The sequence below is a fragment of the Mesoterricola sediminis genome, from assembly GCF_030295425.1.
Taxonomy (GTDB): Bacteria; Acidobacteriota; Holophagae; order Holophagales; family Holophagaceae; genus Mesoterricola; species Mesoterricola sediminis.
This window is the reverse complement of the sequence record NZ_AP027081.1, coordinates 1,192,177-1,208,976: the sequence shown is the minus strand read 5'-3', so window position 1 is coordinate 1,208,976 and position 16,800 is coordinate 1,192,177. Positions and strand designations below refer to the sequence as shown.

General features: G+C 71.7%; 16 protein-coding genes and 1 pseudogene. 6 read left to right on the top strand and 11 right to left on the bottom strand.

The features are described 5' to 3' along the window. Window positions 1-204: 204 nt before the first annotated feature. The 3 genes from R2J75_RS05140 to R2J75_RS05130 all read left to right on the top strand — a co-directional run bounded on the left by R2J75_RS05140 (window position 205) and on the right by R2J75_RS05130 (window position 3,622). Window positions 205-1,632, top strand: a complete 1,428-nt coding sequence (locus R2J75_RS05140; protein ID WP_243346882.1) for an SLC13 family permease — start codon at window positions 205-207, stop codon at window positions 1,630-1,632. Between the two features lie 81 nt (window positions 1,633-1,713). Beyond that, the gene (locus tag R2J75_RS05135) at window positions 1,714-2,316 is read left to right on the top strand and encodes a UbiX family flavin prenyltransferase (protein ID WP_243346879.1); all 603 of its coding nucleotides are present in this window, start codon (window positions 1,714-1,716) and stop codon (window positions 2,314-2,316) included. After that, window positions 2,309-3,622 carry a protoporphyrinogen/coproporphyrinogen oxidase gene (locus R2J75_RS05130; RefSeq protein ID WP_243346878.1) on the top strand — a complete coding sequence of 438 codons (1,314 nt, stop codon included), beginning with the start codon at window positions 2,309-2,311 and terminating at the stop codon, window positions 3,620-3,622. The genes R2J75_RS05135 and R2J75_RS05130 overlap by 8 nt, the downstream gene beginning before the upstream one ends. A gap of 5 nt (window positions 3,623-3,627) precedes the next feature. Here the strand turns inward: R2J75_RS05130 and R2J75_RS05125 are convergent, their stop codons facing one another. The 5 genes from R2J75_RS05125 to R2J75_RS05105 form a co-directional block, all read right to left on the bottom strand. Beyond that, a complete protein-coding gene (locus R2J75_RS05125) occupies window positions 3,628-4,071 on the bottom strand; it encodes a Dps family protein (RefSeq protein WP_243333949.1) in 444 nt (147 codons plus the stop codon). 226 nt (window positions 4,072-4,297) lie between these two features. Next, entirely contained in the window at window positions 4,298-5,719 is a 1,422-nt protein-coding gene (locus R2J75_RS05120) for an MFS transporter (RefSeq protein WP_243333951.1), read from the bottom strand. Between the two features lie 58 nt (window positions 5,720-5,777). Continuing rightward, entirely contained in the window at window positions 5,778-6,467 is a 690-nt protein-coding gene (locus R2J75_RS05115) for an ABC transporter ATP-binding protein (RefSeq protein ID WP_243333952.1), read from the bottom strand. After that, window positions 6,464-7,702 (bottom strand): ABC transporter permease, encoded by a 1,239-nt coding sequence (locus R2J75_RS05110; RefSeq protein ID WP_243346876.1) that lies wholly within the window; start codon window positions 7,700-7,702, stop codon window positions 6,464-6,466. Before R2J75_RS05110 ends, R2J75_RS05115 begins: the two co-directional genes overlap by 4 nt. Beyond that, window positions 7,699-8,853: an efflux RND transporter periplasmic adaptor subunit gene (locus R2J75_RS05105; protein ID WP_316411202.1), complete on the bottom strand. Its 1,155-nt coding sequence runs from the start codon at window positions 8,851-8,853 to the stop codon at window positions 7,699-7,701. The genes R2J75_RS05110 and R2J75_RS05105 overlap by 4 nt, the downstream gene beginning before the upstream one ends. A 44-nt stretch (window positions 8,854-8,897) precedes the next feature. Between R2J75_RS05105 and R2J75_RS05100 the strand changes: the two genes are divergently transcribed. After that, entirely contained in the window at window positions 8,898-9,488 is a 591-nt protein-coding gene (locus R2J75_RS05100) for a TetR/AcrR family transcriptional regulator (protein WP_243333959.1), read from the top strand. Window positions 9,489-9,513: 25 nt separating this feature from the next. On the opposite strand, the gene R2J75_RS19800 is transcribed toward R2J75_RS05100, so the two are convergent. The 6 genes and pseudogenes from R2J75_RS19800 to R2J75_RS05075 all read right to left on the bottom strand — a co-directional run bounded on the left by R2J75_RS19800 (window position 9,514) and on the right by R2J75_RS05075 (window position 14,462). Beyond that, window positions 9,514-9,975 (bottom strand): GxxExxY protein, encoded by a 462-nt coding sequence (locus R2J75_RS19800; protein ID WP_394365881.1) that lies wholly within the window; start codon window positions 9,973-9,975, stop codon window positions 9,514-9,516. A 136-nt stretch (window positions 9,976-10,111) separates the two neighbouring features. After that, window positions 10,112-10,767: pseudogene (locus tag R2J75_RS05095) on the bottom strand (IS5 family transposase). Between the two features lie 88 nt (window positions 10,768-10,855). Beyond that, window positions 10,856-11,029 (bottom strand): hypothetical protein, encoded by a 174-nt coding sequence (locus R2J75_RS05090; protein ID WP_243331672.1) that lies wholly within the window; start codon window positions 11,027-11,029, stop codon window positions 10,856-10,858. A gap of 86 nt (window positions 11,030-11,115) precedes the next feature. Further along, window positions 11,116-11,256: a hypothetical protein gene (locus R2J75_RS05085; RefSeq protein ID WP_243331669.1), complete on the bottom strand. Its 141-nt coding sequence runs from the start codon at window positions 11,254-11,256 to the stop codon at window positions 11,116-11,118. Window positions 11,257-11,328: 72 nt separating this feature from the next. Continuing rightward, window positions 11,329-12,630 (bottom strand): BaiN/RdsA family NAD(P)/FAD-dependent oxidoreductase, encoded by a 1,302-nt coding sequence (locus tag R2J75_RS05080; protein ID WP_243331667.1) that lies wholly within the window; start codon window positions 12,628-12,630, stop codon window positions 11,329-11,331. Beyond that, window positions 12,627-14,462 (bottom strand): peptidase U32 family protein, encoded by a 1,836-nt coding sequence (locus R2J75_RS05075; protein WP_316411200.1) that lies wholly within the window; start codon window positions 14,460-14,462, stop codon window positions 12,627-12,629. The genes R2J75_RS05080 and R2J75_RS05075 overlap by 4 nt, the downstream gene beginning before the upstream one ends. On the opposite strand from R2J75_RS05075, the gene R2J75_RS05070 reads away from it, so the two are divergent. Together R2J75_RS05070 and R2J75_RS05065 are read left to right on the top strand one after the other, a co-directional pair. Continuing rightward, the gene (locus R2J75_RS05070; protein ID WP_394365880.1) at window positions 14,461-15,588 is read left to right on the top strand and encodes an alpha/beta fold hydrolase; all 1,128 of its coding nucleotides are present in this window, start codon (window positions 14,461-14,463) and stop codon (window positions 15,586-15,588) included. The two genes, R2J75_RS05075 and R2J75_RS05070, sit on opposite strands and share 2 nt — an antisense overlap. Window positions 15,589-16,125: 537 nt before the next feature. Continuing rightward, window positions 16,126-16,797: a redox-sensing transcriptional repressor Rex gene (locus tag R2J75_RS05065; RefSeq protein ID WP_243346212.1), complete on the top strand. Its 672-nt coding sequence runs from the start codon at window positions 16,126-16,128 to the stop codon at window positions 16,795-16,797. The last annotated feature ends 3 nt before the right edge of the window (window positions 16,798-16,800 follow it).

Below are 16,800 nucleotides of genomic sequence, written 5' to 3'. Positions count from 1 at the left end.
AGCTACCGCGGGGCCCCGGGGCCTCCGCGGCCCTTTGTATTCACCGCAGCTGGATCGCGCTCATGGATGCGACCTGTCGTGATCTTCCTGCGCCCGCCCCGGCCCGGGCCTCCCTGGAGGCCCACGCGCCCGCGCGCGCCCTTCCCCTCTTCAGACTTCCTTAGGAGTTGCTTCATGGCCAATGGAACAGCATCGGCCGGAACCTTGACGACCCCCTCGGAGATGGGCCTCGGCGCCCTTTTCTCCAAGTACAAGCGCGAAATCGGCGCCATCCTGGGGATCGTTGTTTGTCTGCTGGTATGGTTCGCCCTGCCCGCCGGTTCCGGACTCACCCCCCAGGGCCGCCACTGCCTGGCGCTTAGTCTCCTCGCAGTCATCTGGTGGGCCACCAGCGTGACCCACCCCGGCTTCACGGCCGTCCTCCTCCTGCTGTCCTGGGTCCTCACCAAGACCGCGGAGCCGGCGGTGGTCTTCCGCCTCTGGACGACCCCCCTCATCTACATCGTGCTGGGCGGGTACATGATCGCCACCGCCGTGGAGAACTCCGGCCTCGGCAAGCGCATCGCCTACTACTTCATCCTCCACTACGTGAACAGCTTCACGAGCATCGTGGCCGCGGGCTATGTCCTCGGGCTCATCCTGAGCTTCATGATCCCCCACCCCTGGCCCCGGTCGTTCATGATCATGGCCGTCATGGGGATGATCATCAAGGCGACGAACCTGCCGCCGAAGCAGGCCGCGTCCATCGGCCTGTCGGTCTTCGCGGGCTCCGTGCCCGTGTCCATGATCCTGCTCACCGGCGACTCCGCCATCAACGTGGTGGCCATGAACTTCGCCGGCATGGAGGCCTCCTGGCTCAAGTGGGCCCTGTACATGGGCGTCCCCGGCATCATCGCCAGCCTCCTGACCTTCTTCATGCACATCACCCTCTTCAAGCCCCCCGCGGACTTCAAGATCGAGAAGGACGAGATCGCCACCCAGCTGAAGGGCCTGGGCGCCATGAGCCGTTCCGAGAAGACCGTGCTCTCCTGGGTGGTCCTCGCGATCGCCTTCTGGGCCACGGACTTCCTGCACCACATCCACCCCGGCTGGATCGCCCTGGCCGCCGGCATCGGCCTCAGCCTCCCCCGCGTGGGCGACGTGCTCAAGGCTCCGGACTGGAACAAGTTCGGCCTCGGCACCCTGTTCTTCCTCACCGCCGCCCTCGGCATCGGGTCGGTGGGCGCCGTCACCGGCATGAACAAGTGGCTGGCCTCCGTGCTGCTTCCCGGCAGCGTGCCCAGCAACATCTACGTCTTGGCGCTCATGGTCACGGCCTTCTCCGTGCTCATCCACATGTGCCTGGGTTCCGTGCTGGCCGTCATGGGCATCGTGACGCCGACCATCGTCGCCTTCACCGCCGCCTCGGGCCTGAACCCGATCGTGCCCTCCCTCCTCGTCTACACCGCCGTCGGCATGCACTTCGTGCTGCCCTTCCACCACATGAACGTGCTGGTGGGATCCGGCGAGACGGGAGGCCGCTACACGGACGCGGACGTCATCAAGTTCGGCCTGCCCCTGACCCTCGTCGTCCTGGTCACCACCGTCCTGGTGGAGATCACCTGGTGGAAGATCATCGGCCTGATCCACTGAGGCCGCCTGAACCGCGCGCCCTCCCCGGAGCCCATCCCCGGGGGGGGCGCACCCCCATCCTCCGACCACGGGAGCACCCCCATGAGCACCCAGAACGCCAGGCGCATCGTCGTCGGCATCAGCGGCGCCAGCGGCGCCATCCTCGGGATCGAGCTGCTCAAGGCGATCCGGGAATTCCCCGAGTGGGAATCGCACCTCGTCATCTCCTCCGGGGCGCGGCGCACCATCGAGCACGAGACCCCCTACGCCGCCGCCGAGGTGGAAGCCCTGGCCACCCGCTGCCACGCCCTCGAGGACGTGGGCGCCAGCATCGCCAGCGGCACCTTCAAGACCCAGGGCATGATCATCGCTCCCTGCAGCATGAAGACCCTGGCCGGCGTGGCCTCGGGCTATTCCGACAACCTGCTCCTCCGGGCCGCGGACGTGGTCATCAAGGAGCGGCGGAAGCTGGTGCTCGTCGCCCGCGAGAGCCCCCTGAGCCCCCTGCACATCCGCAACATGCAGACCTGCTCCGAACTCGGCGCGGTGATCCTGCCCCCCGTCCTCACCTTCTACAACATGCCCCAGTCCATCGAGGACATGACCCGCCACATGGTCGGCAAGATGCTGGACATCTTCGGGCTGGAGCTCCCCCGGTTCAAGCGCTGGGGCGCCGATGGCGACGAGGCCGAACGCGTTGGATAAGGAAGCGCCGGGCGCCAGCGTCCTCGTCCTGGGCGGCGGGGTGACCGGTCTCCTGGCGGCCCTGCGCCTGAAGCGGGCCGGCCGGGCCGTGGAGGTCTGGGAGGCCAGCGCCGAATCCGGCGGCTGGGCCCGCACCCTGGCCTGGCCAGGCCCCGATGGCACCCCCGGCTACCTGGAGCGGGGGCCCCAGGGTCTGCTGGTGGGCCGGGACGGCCCCCTGGAGCGCCTCGTGCGGGACCTGGGCCTCACCCTGCGCCGGCAAGAGATCAAGGGTCCCCGCTGGCTCGGCAAGGACGGCCGCCTCCACCCGAACCCCGCCAGCCTCCGGGGCCTCCTGGCGGCCCCGGGCCTGGGGCCGCTGGACAAGCTGCGCCTCCTGGGCGAGCCCTTCATCCCCTGCCGGCCGAACACCACCGAGGACCTGGAGGCCTACATCACCCGCCGCCTCGGCCCGGCCTTCGCCCGGGAGATCCTGCCGGCCCTGGTGGCCGGAGTGCTCGCCGCCCCCCCGGATCGCATCGGCGTCGAGGCCCTGCCCCGGCTCCTGCGCATGGAAGCCGCGGGAGGCCTGCTGCGGGGCGGCCTCGCCCAGGGCCCCCTGCGCACCCGCTACCCCCAGGACGGGCCCTATCCGGGCACCGGCGCCCTCACCCGGGCCCTGGCCCGCCACCTCGGCTGCGTGCGCACCGACCGGGCCGCCGAATCCCTGGAGCCCGCCGAGGGCGGCCGTTGGCGGGTCCGGACCCGGGGCTTCGCCCGGGAGGTGGACACGGTCGTCCTGGCCGTGCCCGCCGCGGCCGCCTCCCGCCTCCTCCAGCCCGTGGCCCCCCGGGCGGCCACCGCCCTCCTGGCCATCCCCCACGCGGACCTCCGGGTCTGGCACAGCCGCCACGCGCCGGTGCGGGGCTGGGAGCACGGCGTCGGGCTCCTGATCCATCCCCCGCAAGGCCGGGGCGTCCTCGGCCTCGTGTCCATGGCCCGGGAGGATCCCCGGGCCGTGCCCGGGCTGCTCCAGGTCCGGACCTACCTGGGCGGCGCCTGGCCCGTGGACCCGGCCCTGGACGCCTGGCCCGGCGTCCACGCCGAACTGCGCCGCTGGCTCCCCGACCTCGGCCCCGCCGTCCAGGTCCGGGAGGAGCGGGCCCCCGCGGCCTTCCCCATCCTGGGCCGGGGCCACGCGGCCCGGACCGGGCGGATCCTCGCCGACCTGCCCCGGGGCCTCCACTGGCTGGGCTCGGCCCGCTTCGGGCCCGGACTCCCGGACCTCGCCGAGGGCGTCGAGGCCTGGGCCTCGAGCTGGGCCTGACCGGGTCAGCCCCGCATCGCCCGCAGGAACCAGGCCTCCTTCTGGAACACCTGGATGAAGCCGGTGAGCAGGTCCGCCGTCCCCGCGTCGCCCGCGGCGGTGGCCACGTCGATCCCGGAGGCCTGGGCGGCGACGACCGCCTCCACGGAGGCCAGGGCCTCGGCCACCATCTCCTGGGCCTTCAGGGGCCGGGAGGGGTCGGAGGCCGGCACCACCGAGGCGGCGGTGATCTGCTGGGGCGTCGTGACGGGAATCCCGTCCAGGGCGCGGACGCGCTCCCCCAGTTCGTCGACCATGGGCAGCACGGCCTGGTAGAGCTCCTCGAAGCGCAGGTGGTAGTCCCGGAAGTTCGGGCCGGAGACGGTCCAGTGGTACCGCTTGGCGTTGAGGAGGAGCATCTGCGCGGAAGCGAGCTGGACGTTGAGCAGGTCGATGACGGCTGGGTTCATGGGGTTCTCCTTCGGGGTCGCCCGGATCCGGCGGGCGGGGCGCGACCGTCGCGCCGTGCCCCAGGATCCCGCCGGGCGAACGATAGGTCCAAAAGATCGTTTTTATGTATTTGATCGTTTTTTATTATCAACATCTCCGGAAGCCGTCTACGGACGATGCCTTCCAGGAGCGCGATCTTCGCGACAGCGTTGAGGTTCAGCAGGGCCGAGGCGGGGATGCGCGTTCTCAATTCGGATGGGGAAGGCCCGCCCCGTGGCCGGTCATGACGGCGCCGGCGTCCCGGGGGAGCCGGGCGCAGATGGGGGAAGCGAGGAGGGAGATGAAGGTGACGACGAGGAAGGCCGCGGAGAAGTCCCCGAGGTGGGGGGCGTCGTGGCCCTGCAGCCGGGTCGAGGCCGCCAGGACCAGCGTCGAGACGCAGATGCCCATGCTCAGCATCAGCTGCTGGACGGTGGAATAGAGGCTGGTGGCGAGGCTCATGCGGTCCTGGGCCACGTCGGCGTAGGCCACCGTGTTGAGGGCCGTGTACTGCAGGGACTGGAAGAACCCGCCCACCAGGAGGAGGCCATTGATCAGGAGCATGGGCCAGCCCGGCCTGAAGGCGGCGCACACCGCCAGCAGGGCGCTGGCGATGAGGGCGTTGTAGACCAGGGTCGACCGGAAGCCGAAGCGCCGGAGGATGGGCGGGGCGGTGAGCTTCATGAGGAAGGAGCCGACGGCGGTGCTGAAGGTGATGAGGCCGCTCCGCGCGGCCGAGACCCCGAAGCCCACCTGCAGCATCAGGGGCAGCAGGAAGGGCAGCGCGCCGCCCGTGATCCGGGTGAGGGCCCCGCTGGCCACCGAGATCCCGAAGGTGGGGAGGCGCAGGAGGGTCAGGTCCAGCAGGGGGTGGGCGGTGCGCCGCGCGTGGCGCAGGTAGGCCAGGGCCATGGCGGCCCCGAAGGCGAGGGTGCCCAGGGTCCAGGCCGGGGAGACCCCCTCCCGCCGCGCGCCGATCTCGAGGCCGAACACCAGGCAGGACAGGGCGAGGCTGGAGAGGACGAAGCCCCGCAGGTCGAAGGGCCCCGCCGGAGGTTCCTTGAAATTGGCGATGTAGCGGGTGACGAGGACCATGCCCAGGAGGCCGATGGGCACGTTCAGGTAGAAGATCCAGCGCCAGGAGGCGAAAGTGACGATCCACCCGCCCAGGGGCGGCCCCACCACGGGTCCCAGCAGGGCCGGCACCATGAACCAGGACATGGCGCTCACCATGTCGGCCTTCGCGACGCTCCGCAGGAGGACGAGGCGGCCAACGGGCACCATCATGGCCCCGCCCGTGCCCTGGAGGAACCGGGCAACCACCAGGAAGGGAAGCGTCCGAGCCTGCCCGCAGGCGATGGATCCCAGGGTGAAGATCAGGATGGCCAGGCGGAAGGTCTTCTTGGCGCCAAAGCGGTCGGCCACGTAGCCGCTGGCGGGGATGAACATGGCCAGGGCCAGGAGGTACGAGGTCAGGGCCGCGCTCATGTGCAGGGGCGAGACCCCGAAGGTGCGGGCCATGGTGGGGAGGGCCGTGGCCAGCACAGTCCCGTCCAGCTGCTCCATGAAGAGGGCGCTGGCGACGATGATGGCGGTGGTCCGGTAACTGGGCGTGCGGGGTGCTTCCATGCCTCTTCCACCATGCCCGCTCCGGCGCGGGAGGGGAATGCCCCTTTCGCCCGGCCGCTCAAAGGTGAACGCGGCCATCCACCAATTCGATCGTCCGTTCGCATAGGGCCGCCAGGCCCGGATCGTGGGTCACGACCAGGAAGGCGGTCCCCCGTTCCCGGTTGAGGTCCCGCATGAGGTCGAACACCTCCCGGCCCGTGACCGTGTCCAGGTTCCCGGTGGGTTCGTCCGCCAGGACGAGGCCCGGATCGTGGAGGAGGGCCCGGGCGATGGCCACCCGCTGCTGCTGGCCCCCCGACAGCTGCGAGGCCAGGCGGTCGATCTCGCCCCGGAGCCCCATGCGGCCCAGCAGGGCCCCGGCCCGGTCCCACAGCGCGCGGTCCAGGCGGCCCCGGCGCGCGTGGAGGGGGAGGAGGACGTTCTCCCGCGCCGTGAAGGCCGGGAGGAGGTGGTGGAACTGGAAGACGAAGCCCAGGGACCGGCCCCGCAGCTCCGTCAGGGCCGCGTCGTCCAGGTCCGTCGTCTCCCGGCCCTGGAGCTGGATGGAGCCCGCCGTGGGCCGGTCGAGGAGGCCCAGCAGGTTGAGGAGGGTGCTCTTGCCGCTGCCGGAGGGGCCCACGAGGGCCGTCATGGCGCCGGCCGCGATGTCCAGGTCGATGCCGTGGAGGACCTCGGTGACGACGGTGTCGCCGTAGGACTTCCGCACGCCCCGGAGGCGGAGGACGGGGGTCGGGGAGGCGCCGCTCATGTGTGCCGGATGGCGGCGGCGGGGTCCATGCGGGCCGCGCGCCGCGCGGGAAGCCACGCCCCGACCAGACCCGTGCCCACGGCGATGGCCACGGTGCGCAGGAAGAGGGCGGTGTCGAGGGCGACGGGGAACGTGGGGCTCCCGTCGGGGTTGGTGGCGAGGGTCTGGAAGAAGAGGCCGAGGACCATGCCCAGGAGGCAGCCTCCGGCCGCGCCGGCCAGGCCCAGGAGGCCCCCCTGGAGGAGGAAGATGCCCATGACCTGGCGCCGGCTGGTGCCGAAGGCCCGGAGAATGCCGATCTCCCGCGACTTCTGGACCACGGAGACGACGAGCACCGAGGCGATGCCCAGCACCACGGCCACGATGATGAAGACCTGGATCATGATCGAGCTGCTGTTCTGGCTCCGGAGGCCGACGAGGAGCTGGGCGTTGAGCTTCATCCAGCTGTCGGCCTGGAGCCCCGTGGCCGCCCCCAGGCGCTGGGCGAGCGCCTCCGCCTCGAAGATGCGGTCGACCTTCACCTCCAGGGTGCTCACCCCGCCCGCGAGGTCCAGCAGCGTCTGGGCGTTGCGCAGGCTCACGAAGACCCAGCGCTGGTTCAGGTCCTTGTTCCCCACGTCGAAGACCCCCGCGACCGTGAAGACCGCGTCCTGCCCCCCCGGAGCCTGGATCCGGACCCGGTCCCCCGCGGAGAGGCCCAGGTCGTGGGCGAGCTCGGTGCCGACCAGGGCCCGGGTCGCGCCCAGGTCCCCGTCCCCCTCCACGAGCCGGGGCCCCAGGTCGAGGATGGCCGGGAAGGTCTCCGGGTCCACCCCGCGGAGGGCCACGCTGCGGTTGGCGTTCCCCCGGAAGGCGAAGGCGCTCCCGGCAACGGTGGGGCTGGCGGCGGTCACGCCCGGGGTCGCGCGCAGGGCGGCCAGGGCCTTCGGCCAGTCGAGGATGGTGCGCAGGCGCTGCTCCGGGGGCTGGACGCGGCCGGCCACCGCCGCCCCGGCGCGGTCCAGCTGGGGCCGGGCCACGTCCTCCGGGGGCCGGAGGACGATGTGGGCCTGGGTGCCCAGGGTCTTCTCGACCAGGCTCCCCTGGAGCCCCGTGATGAGGGCGGAGAGGAAGACGATCACCCCCACGCCCGTGCCGATGCCGAGCAGGATGAGCTGGGTCTGTGTGCGGCCCTCCCGCAGGAAGCGCAGCGCAACGGCCCAGATGAAGGGCAGGCCCGGGGGCTCCGGCGTCACGGTTCCACCGAGGCGCGGCACCGGCGCCCGTCCCGGGCCTGGGGGGCCGTCAGGACCGTCTCGCCCTCGGCCAGGCCCTGGGTGATCTCCACCGTGCCGTCGCCCCGGAACCCGATGCCGACCGGAACCCGGACGGCGCGGCCGCCGCGATGGGCGAGCACGTGGGGCGCCCCGGCGATGTCGCGCACCGCGGCCAGGGGGACCACGAGGGCGCCGGGACGGCGCCCCAGGCGGATCTCCACCGAGACGGTCATGTCGGGCAGCAGGTGGGGCGGCGGCGCGGGGACGCGCAGCTTGAGATCCACCGTGCCGCGGGTGGCGTCCACCCCCGGCGCCAGGTAGACCACCTCGGCCTCGAACCGGTCCAGGGGACGCGCGTCGGTGCTCGCCAGGGCCCGCTGCCCCAGGGCCAGGAGCCCCAGGTTCTTCTCGTCGGGCTGCACCAGGAGCTGCAGGGGCTCGTCCAGGGCGAGGGTGTACAGGACCTTCCCCGGCTGGACCAGGTCCCCCTGCTCCAGGGCGCGGGTGAGCACCACCCCCGCCGCGGGGGCGAGCACCCGCATCTGCCGGAGCTTGACCTCGGCCAGGTCCACGGCCGCCTGGGCCGCCCGGAGATCGGGGCCGCCCTCGGCGCTCCGGGCCTGGGCCAGGGCCGCCTCCCGGGCGGCGAGGGCCGTTTCGTGGGCCTTGCGCAGGTCATCGAGCTGGCTGTCGCTGAGGATGCCATCGGCCGCCAGGCGCTGGCCCCGCTCCCAGGCCAGCCGGGCCTGCCGCAGGGCGCTGTCCGCCTGGGCGAGGGCCGCCCGGGCGGTGGGCGCGGCGCTCTCCAGGAGCTGGGCGAGCTTGGCGCGGGCCTGGGCCAGACTGGCCCGCTGTTCGGAAGCCTCCAGGTCGGCCAGGACCTGCCCGGCCTTCACCCGGTCCCCCTCCTCCGCCAGACGCCGGGCGACCACCGCCGTGGTGAGGGCGCCCACGGACACCTTCCGGGGGGCCAGCACCCGGCCGTTCAGGACCAGGGTCCGCTCCAGGTCCACCCGGCGGACCCGGGCCGCCGGCAGCACCGGGCCGCGCAGGACCCGGGGTCCGGCCAGTCCTACGAGGAGCAGGGCGGCCATTGCGGCGGCACCCCCCAACAGCTTGGTTCGATTCATGGTCCCACCCATCGGCCATGCTAAAGTAACACTGGAGTTCAAAATTGAACACCCGTGTTCAAACAAGCCCCCCCCGGGTCCAGCGCCGGCGCGAGCAGCGGCGGGAAGCCATCCTGCGCCTTGCGGCCCAGGCCCTGGCCGAGCACGGGCCCGACGGCATGCGCATGGAGGACCTCGCCGAGGCCGCCGACGCGGCCCGGGGCACGCTCTACAGCCACTTCCCCACCAAGGAGGCGCTGATCGACGCGGTGGTGCGGCCCCTCTTCGCGCGGAGCCTGGAGGCCGCCGCCCCGCTCCACGCCCTCCCCCCCCGGGAGGCCGTGCGCGGCCTCATCGCCCTCTACTGGACCCTCTGGTCCCTGTCCCCGGACGCCCTCCGGGCCAGCTACCGCCTCCGCAAGGAACGCCTGGGCACCCTGGCCGAGATCCACGGGGTCTTCCTCGGCCAGGTCATGGCCATCCTGGGCCGGGCCCAGGCCGCCGGCATCCTGCGGGTGGGGGACCCCGTGCTCACCGGCCGCATCGTGGCGACCCTGGCCATCCCCCTCCTGGAACTGGTGGGCGCCCGCCCCGACGGCGAGCGCCTCTTCACGGCGATGCTCGAGGACGTGCTCCTGAACCCGGTGTCGACCTAGGGCCGCGTCCGCCAAGGCTCTTGGATCATCCGTACGCGATGGACGTGCAGCGGCCGCTCCCCTCGGATGATTCAGGCAACGTTGCGGACGCTGCGCCAGGGTGTGTTCGTAATCTAGGATAGTAATGGCTAATACCCATCCGTGCCGGAGCATGGAGGAGCTGGAATAGTGAGTCTGTGCTGCAGTGCCTGATGGCGCCGCGCATTCGCAGCATCCTATTGGAACGCGGAGGCGCGGAGGATCTCGCTGAGGCTCGCGGAGAAAGGATCAAGCCCACAAGCCCCCTCCACTCGATATCCAGGAAAACCTCCCGCTTCACCTTATGGCCGGCCAGTCTCAGGGAGTGCGCCAGACAGACCTTGTAGGGATCTTCCAGGAGTCCGTGCCCCAGAGCCTTCTGGATCTCGATGGCCTCCCCGATGATGGCCTGGGTGATCTCCTTGTGCGGATGATCCTCCCCGTCGACCTCTCCCCAATGCCTTCCCATCACGCCTCCCGTTGGGACGTGTCATTGGGAGGTGGCAGGTTCCAGGAGCGCTTTCCTCCGCGACCCTCTGCGAGATCCTCCGCGCCTCCGCGTTTCATAGGATCAATGAGGATCCGGAACGCTTGTCACCCTCCGCTCATAGCCTCAGCCAGATCACGATGCAGGCCAAAGCCACCTGGGCTGAGAAACTTCGCGCCGTTTTGTCGAACCTGGTGGCCAGCGCCCTGAACTGTTTGAGCTTGGCGAACCCATGCTCGATGGCATGGCGGGCCTTGTATAGGTGTGAGTCCCAGGCCGCCGGATTCTTGCGCCGGGGATGAGGTGGGATGACGGCTGTCGCACCCATGGCCTCGATCGCCTTCCTTACCGGGTTCCCATCGTAGGCCCGATCTCCGAACACGTACTCTGCCTGCCAACCGCACAGCAATCCTTCAGCAGACCGGCTTTCATGGGCTTGCCCCGGAGTGACCAGGAAATCCAAAGGATTACCGTGGGCATCGCAGATCAAATGGATCTTGGTCGAGCATCCACCCCGAGATCGTCCGAGCGCCTGGTTCCAGAGCCCCCCCTTTTGCCTGCTGAAGGTTGATGAGCGCGAATGATGGTGCCATCCAGCATGACCCACTCCAGGTCGGCTTCCTTGCGCAGGAACTCCAGGATCCTTTGCCACACGCCGCGCTTGGTCCAGGCCTCAAATCGCGTGTACACGCTTGTCCAAGGTCCAAATTCCTCCGGCGGAAGGAGCGGTTCAAGCTTTGCCCACATGGCATCGGTCAGGAAACCTCTCGGCATCGTTACCCCAGGAAAATTCGTGGTGTACGAGCCTTTACGTATGAGTACAAGTTAACTATTTATCTAATATATAGATTCCGAACACAGCCTAGACGAGGAGCCGGAAGTTCCAGCCGTCGGCCTGGAGGCACATCTCGGCCTGGGGGTCCTGGGTGCGGGCGGCGGGGCCCCGGGCCCCGGTCCCGCCCTGGGCCCGGGCGGAGGGGTGGCTGGAGGGGGCGGAGGCGGCGGCGCGGGTGGCTTCGGGGCGGCGGGGGCTCATGGGGACCTCGGAGAAGGGTGGGGGGAAAAGGAAAAAGCCCCGCGACCTGGAGGGGTGCGGGGCGGGTGGGTTCCTGTCGGATCCGGCTAGGAGGCCCCCGCCCCGGTGCCAATCAGCAGCACGCCGAGGAACAGGCTCGCGCATACGAGGGCCGCCGCGGCCGCCCAGAGCGCCGCCTCGCCGGGGTTGCCGGCGGCGGAGGCGGAGGTGGCGGCCAGGGTTCTCATGTCTGGCCATGGTCGGCCCCGCCTCCGCGCCCGTCAATGGATCCGGCCGCGATGTTCAGGATCCTAATGGACCTATTCGCCGGGGTTCAGGATCGCGCGGGCCGCGGCCTCGCCCGCGAGCCACCCGGTGGAGAAGGCGATCTGCAGGTTGTAGCCGCCGGTGTTGGCGTCCAGGTCCAGCACCTCGCCGGCGAAATGGAGCCCGGCCACCCGGCGCGAGGCCAGCGTGCGCGGATCCACGTCCTTCAGGGAGACGCCGCCGGCGGTCACGATGGCCTCCTCCCAGCCGCCGTGGCCCACCACCTCCAGGCGGAAGTCCTTGAGGAGGGCCAGGAGGCGCCGGCGGAGGCCCTCCTGGAGCCGCGCGGCGGGCGCGGCCGCGTCGAGCCCGAGGCGCGCCAGGAAGACGGGCACCAGGAGCGGCGGCAGCAGCGACCGCAGGAGGTCCCCGCAGGTGCGGCGGGCCTCCAGTTCCCGGGCGAGGCGGGCCTCCAGGGTGGGCGGATCGAGGGCGGGCTTGAGGTCCAGCGCCGCCTCCACGCGCCGGCCGGCGGCGAGGGCCTCCACGATGCGCCGGCTCTGGCGGAGGACGATCGGTCCCCCCAGGCCCCGGGCCGTGACGTCGGCCTCGCCGAACTCGGTGTCCTGCTTGCGGCCGTCGATCCAGACCGTGAGGGCCACGTTGCGCAGGTCCAGCCCCTGGACCTCCTCGAGGGCCGGCCGGGTCCGGAGGCCCACGAGGGAGGGGAAAGGCGCCGTGAGCCGGTGGCCCGTGGCCTCGGCGAAGGCCAGGCCGTCCCCCGTCGAGCCGGTGCCCGGGTAGGACAGCCCGCCCGTGGCGAGGACGCACCGCGGCGCCTCCACGCGCTGCCGGAGGCCGGACCCGGTGCGGACCACCTCGAGGCCGGCGAAGACCCCGTCGTGGACGACAAGCGCCTCGACCCGGGCCCGGGGCACCAGGACCGCGCCCTGGCGGACCGCCCACGCGGCCAGGGCTTCGGCCACGTCCCAGGCGCGGCCGCTGGCGGGAAAGACCCGATCCCCCCGCTCCACCCGGACCTCGACGCCCTCCGCCGCGAGGAGGTCCACCAGATCGCGGTTGAAGAAGGCCCCGAAGGCGCCCCGGAGGAAGCGGGGCTCGGGCCGGATCTCGCGCAGATGCTCCTCCAGGGGCCGCATGTTCGTGATGTTGGCCCGGCCCTTCCCCGTGATCCGCAGCTTGCGCGCGGGCTTCTCCATCTTCTCCAGCAGCAGGACCCGCGCGCCCAGCATGGCGGCGCGCCCCGCGGCGAGGAGCCCCGCGGGCCCGCCGCCCACGACGGCCACGTCCCAGGGGCCCGGCGGCAGGGGCCCGGTGCCGGGGTCCCCCTTCAAGCCCGGGCCTCCCCTTCCAGGATGAGTTCCATGCGGCAGCGGGCGCAGTCGAAGCGGCAGCGGAGGCGGGTGGGGCCGTTCTCCAGGAACAGGGGCCCCTCGGGTTCGTCCAGCCGGCGCCAGGGCTCGGGGTTGGGATGGACGGAGCACCAGCCCAGCTCGTACTTCACGCAGTGGCGCGTGGTCATCACCACCCGCCCGCGCAGGTCGGCCTGGAGCTCCGCGGCGGGCTCCAGCACGCGGGCCCCGGCCCGCTCATAGAAGGCGCGGGCGGCGGCGTTGGCCACGTTCCAGGTGAGGTCCAGCTCGCCGGCGGGGAGGGGCGCCGGGGCGGGCGCGCGGCGCCCCTCCCGGGGCCGCGGGGCCCGGCGCAGGGCCTCCAGGGCTCCGGCCGCCTCGCGCCGAAGGGCATTGAGGGCGCTGACGGGCACGAAGCGCGGCTCGGCCAGGTCGAAGGCCGCCAGCGCGAAGGGGGTGCCGCCCAGGCGGCCGACGGCCTCCCGCGCGGCCTCCTGGACCCGCGCCGGATCCTGGGCGGGCGGGAAGGTTCCGGCGGCGCGGGCCTCCACGGCGAGCCCGCTGGGGTCCTCCAGCCGCAGGCGGGCCTCCCCGTCCGGGAAGTCCAGGCGGGCCGCCACCGGGATCCGGCGGTCCACCTTCGCGGCGCGCAGGGCGCGGAGCCAGTGGAGGTCCAGGTTCCGGTGGAGGCGCGCGCCGGGGCGGATCCGGGATGGGTCCTGCACGAAGACCTGGCGGCCCTCGACGGCGTTGACCACGGTTCCCGCCACCTCGGCCCCGTCCACGAAGGCGAGGCCGTCGCCGGGGTGCAGGTCGGCGGGGACGTCGAGCACGACCCGGTCGCCCTGGACCGATTTCGCCACGCCGACGGGCTCGCCCAGGTGGCGCGCCGCGTGGGGCGTCCCCATGGACCGGCGCGCGCCGTCGATGCGGTACGAGGACAGCCCGCGCTGGAAGGTCTTGGCCGGGTCGGGCGCGAAGGCGGCGGCGACGGTGCCCAGGGAGGCCCGCCCCAGCTCCGGACGACGCGCCAGGACGGCGTCGAGCTTGCCGCGCAGGTGGCTGACCACGTTCTTCACGTAGTCGGCGTCCTTGAGGCGGCCCTCGATCTTGAAGCTGGTGACGCCCGCGTCGGCCATGGCCTCGATATGGCCGGACAGGTCCAGGTCCCGGATGCTGAGGAGGTGCTTCTCCCGCACGAGGACGCGGCCCGTCCCGTCCAGCAGGTTCCAGGGGGCGCGGCAGGGCTGGGCGCACTCGCCCCGGTTCCCGCTGCGGCCGCAGATGGAGCCGCTCAGGTAGCAGTGCCCGCTCTCGCCCACGCAGAGGGCCCCGAAGACGAAGGCCTCCAGCTCGATGTCGGCGGCGGCGCGGATGGCCGCCATGTCCGCCAGCCCCAGTTCCCGGGCCAGGATCGCCCGGGTGAAGCCCGCCCCGGCCAGGAAGGCCACCTTGGCCGGGCTGTCGCAGGCGGCCTGGGTGCTGGCGTGGAGCGGCAGGGGCGGCAGGTCCAGTTCCAGGTAGGCCATGTCCTGGATGATCAGGGCGTCCACGCCCGCCTCGTACAGGGCCCAGGCCTGGCGGCGCGCGTCCTCCAGCTCCCCGTCGTAGAGGATCGTGTTGAGGGTGGCGAAGACCTTGGCGCCCCAGAGGCGGGCCTCCCGGGTCAGCACCTCGAAATCCGCCAGGCCGTTGCCCGCGGCCGCCCGTGCCCCGAAGCGGGGGCCTCCCATGTAGAGGGCGTCCGCCCCGCACCGGAGCGCGAGGAGACCCTGTTCCGCGTTCTTGGCCGGCGCCAGCAGTTCGAGACCCATGCCTCCAGGGTATCAGCCGGCGCCCGCCCGGACTGGGGCACCGGGGGGCCATGGTCGGTCGGTCGCTAACCGCCGCCTCGCCGCCCCCGGTGTACCCTGGGCCCGGGAGGTGCCCATGCGCCCGCGCGCCATCACGCTGCTCGTCCCCGCCGTCCTGGCCGCCCAGGCTCCGGCCGCCTTTGGCCCCGAGCTGGAGGGCTTCGACTACCCCTTCCCAGTGCATCGGTACGCCTTCCGGTCCCAGGGCCTCGACCTGGCCATGGCCTACCTGGACGTGGCCCCGGAAAAGCCCAATGGCCGAACTGCCGTCCTGCTCCACGGCAAGAACTTCACCGCCGCCACCTGGGAGGGCACGATCCGCGCCCTGGCGCAGGCGGGCTTCCGGGTGATCGCGCCCGACCAGATCGGGTTCGGGAAATCCACCAAGCCGGCCCGTTACCAGTTCAGCTTCCGCCAACTGGCCCACAACACCCGGGCCCTCCTGACCTCCCTGGGGATCCGGAAGGCCGTCCTGGTCGGGCATTCCACCGGAGGCATGCTCGCGGTCCGCTACGCCCTCATGTTCCCCGCGGAGGTGGAGCACCTGGTCCTGGCCAACCCCATCGGCCTGGAGGATTGGCAGGCCGAGGGGGTCCCCGCCCTCACGGTGGACCAGTGGTACCAGCGGGAACTGGCCTTCAGCGCCGAACGCCTCCGCGCCTACGAGCGGGCCACGTACTACGCGGGCCAATGGCGGCCCGAGTTCGAGGCCCCGGTGCGCATGCTCGCGGGCCTGTTCCAGGGACCCGGACGGGAGCGGGTGGCGTGGAATTCGGCCCTCATCTACGACATGATCTGCACCCAGCCCGTGGTGTACGAACTCGGTCAGCTGAAGGTCCCCACCCTCCTCCTGATCGGCCAGAAGGACACCACGGCCATCGCCAAGGATGCGGCCCCCCCCGCCGTGGCGGCGCGCCTGGGCCACTACCCGGAGCTGGGCCGCCGGGCCGCCAAGACCATCCCCGGCGCCGTGCTGGTGCCCTTCCCCGACTTGGGCCACGCCCCCCAGATCCAGGACCCGGCGACCTTCCACGCGGCGCTGCTGGCAGGCCTGAGGCCGGATCCAGCCGTTGAGGACCTGAAATAGAGGTTGCACCCTTCGCAAAATCTGATTTTCCTATTGTTGTCGAGCCAGATCTGTCCTCCGCCTGTCACCATCTCCCCCCGGGTGGGAGCCCTTCCGCCGAGTCCTGGCGCGGTTCCTGCCCGAGTCGGGCCAACTGCAGAGCGGCACCCTGGCCAAGGGCATTCGGGCCGGGACAGCCAGCCTTGGCTTTCGAATGAACCAGCCTGCTGAAGCCAGATCCCCGTTCACCCCGCCCATCTGCGTTCATCCGCGTTTCCGCAGGGCCAGGGAAGGCGTGGGTCGGCGCGTGCAGGTCAGGCGTGCGCCTACCCGACCATTGGCTGGCCCTGCGGAAACGCGGATGAACGCAGATGGGCAGGATGACGGGGATGGCCCTGATCCAACCTTCAACCTGGCCTCAGCCGGGATGCCTGGTTGAGTCGAGCCCTATCATCTGCAGGATCCGGCACGGGCCTTGACATCCGTCCGGACCGGGGCACAATTGATCTTGCGGTATCGATATCAATTGAACGATATCCGAACCGCCAGGAGGCACCCATGGTCTTCGGGTACCGGATCGGAGGGCTCCCCCTCACGACCGTCCAGAGGCTGCCGAACTACCTGCGGGTGGTGCGGGAGATGCACCGCGCGGGCCGGGAGGTGGTCTCCAGCGCCCGCCTGGGCGAGCTCCTCCGCCTGGACCCGGTCCAGGTCCGCAAGGATTTCGGCCTGATCGGCATCGTGGGCCGCCCCAAGATCGGCTTCCGCACCTCCGAGCTGGTGGAGGCCATCGAGGGCCACCTCAACTGGAACCGGGTCTCCGCCGCGATCCTCGTGGGGGCCGGGCACCTGGGCCAGGCCCTCCTGGGCTACCGGGGCTTCGCCAACCACGGGCTGGAGATCCGCGCCGCCTTCGACCTCGATCCCCGGAGCGGGGAGGTCCACGGCATCCCCGTGCACCCCATGCACGAGCTGGAAGCCCGCCTCCCCGAACTGGGCGCCCGGATGGCCATTCTCACCGTCTCCCCCGAGGCGGCCCAGGAGGCCGCGCGCCGCCTGGCGGCCGCCGGCATCGAGGGCATCTGGAACTTCACCGGCGCGACCCTCGACCTGCCCCCGGCCGTCATCGTCCAGAACCAGGACATCGCCGTCGGCCTCGCCGTCCTTTCCGCACGTTTGTCCGCCCAGGGGCGGGTCGTGCCGGCCCCCATCGGGGAGGTCCCGGTCTGAACC

Bases quoted from the DNA above. Each gene is read 5' to 3' on its own strand.
- R2J75_RS05135 (WP_243346879.1), top strand. From the start codon at position 1,714: ATGAGCACCCAGAACGCCAGGCGCATCGTCGTCGGCATCAGCGGCGCC.
- R2J75_RS05125 (WP_243333949.1), bottom strand. From the start codon at position 4,071: ATGAACCCAGCCGTCATCGACCTGCTCAACGTCCAGCTCGCTTCCGCG.
- R2J75_RS05120 (WP_243333951.1), bottom strand. From the start codon at position 5,719: ATGGAAGCACCCCGCACGCCCAGTTACCGGACCACCGCCATCATCGTC.
- R2J75_RS05115 (WP_243333952.1), bottom strand. From the start codon at position 6,467: ATGAGCGGCGCCTCCCCGACCCCCGTCCTCCGCCTCCGGGGCGTGCGG.
- R2J75_RS05105 (WP_316411202.1), bottom strand. From the start codon at position 8,853: ATGAATCGAACCAAGCTGTTGGGGGGTGCCGCCGCAATGGCCGCCCTG.
- R2J75_RS19800 (WP_394365881.1), bottom strand. From the start codon at position 9,975: ATGGGAAGGCATTGGGGAGAGGTCGACGGGGAGGATCATCCGCACAAG.
- R2J75_RS05090 (WP_243331672.1), bottom strand. From the start codon at position 11,029: ATGAGCCCCCGCCGCCCCGAAGCCACCCGCGCCGCCGCCTCCGCCCCC.
- R2J75_RS05085 (WP_243331669.1), bottom strand. From the start codon at position 11,256: ATGAGAACCCTGGCCGCCACCTCCGCCTCCGCCGCCGGCAACCCCGGC.
- R2J75_RS05070 (WP_394365880.1), top strand. From the start codon at position 14,461: ATGCCTCCAGGGTATCAGCCGGCGCCCGCCCGGACTGGGGCACCGGGG.
- R2J75_RS05075 (WP_316411200.1), bottom strand. From the start codon at position 14,462: ATGGGTCTCGAACTGCTGGCGCCGGCCAAGAACGCGGAACAGGGTCTC.
- R2J75_RS05065 (WP_243346212.1), top strand. From the start codon at position 16,126: ATGGTCTTCGGGTACCGGATCGGAGGGCTCCCCCTCACGACCGTCCAG.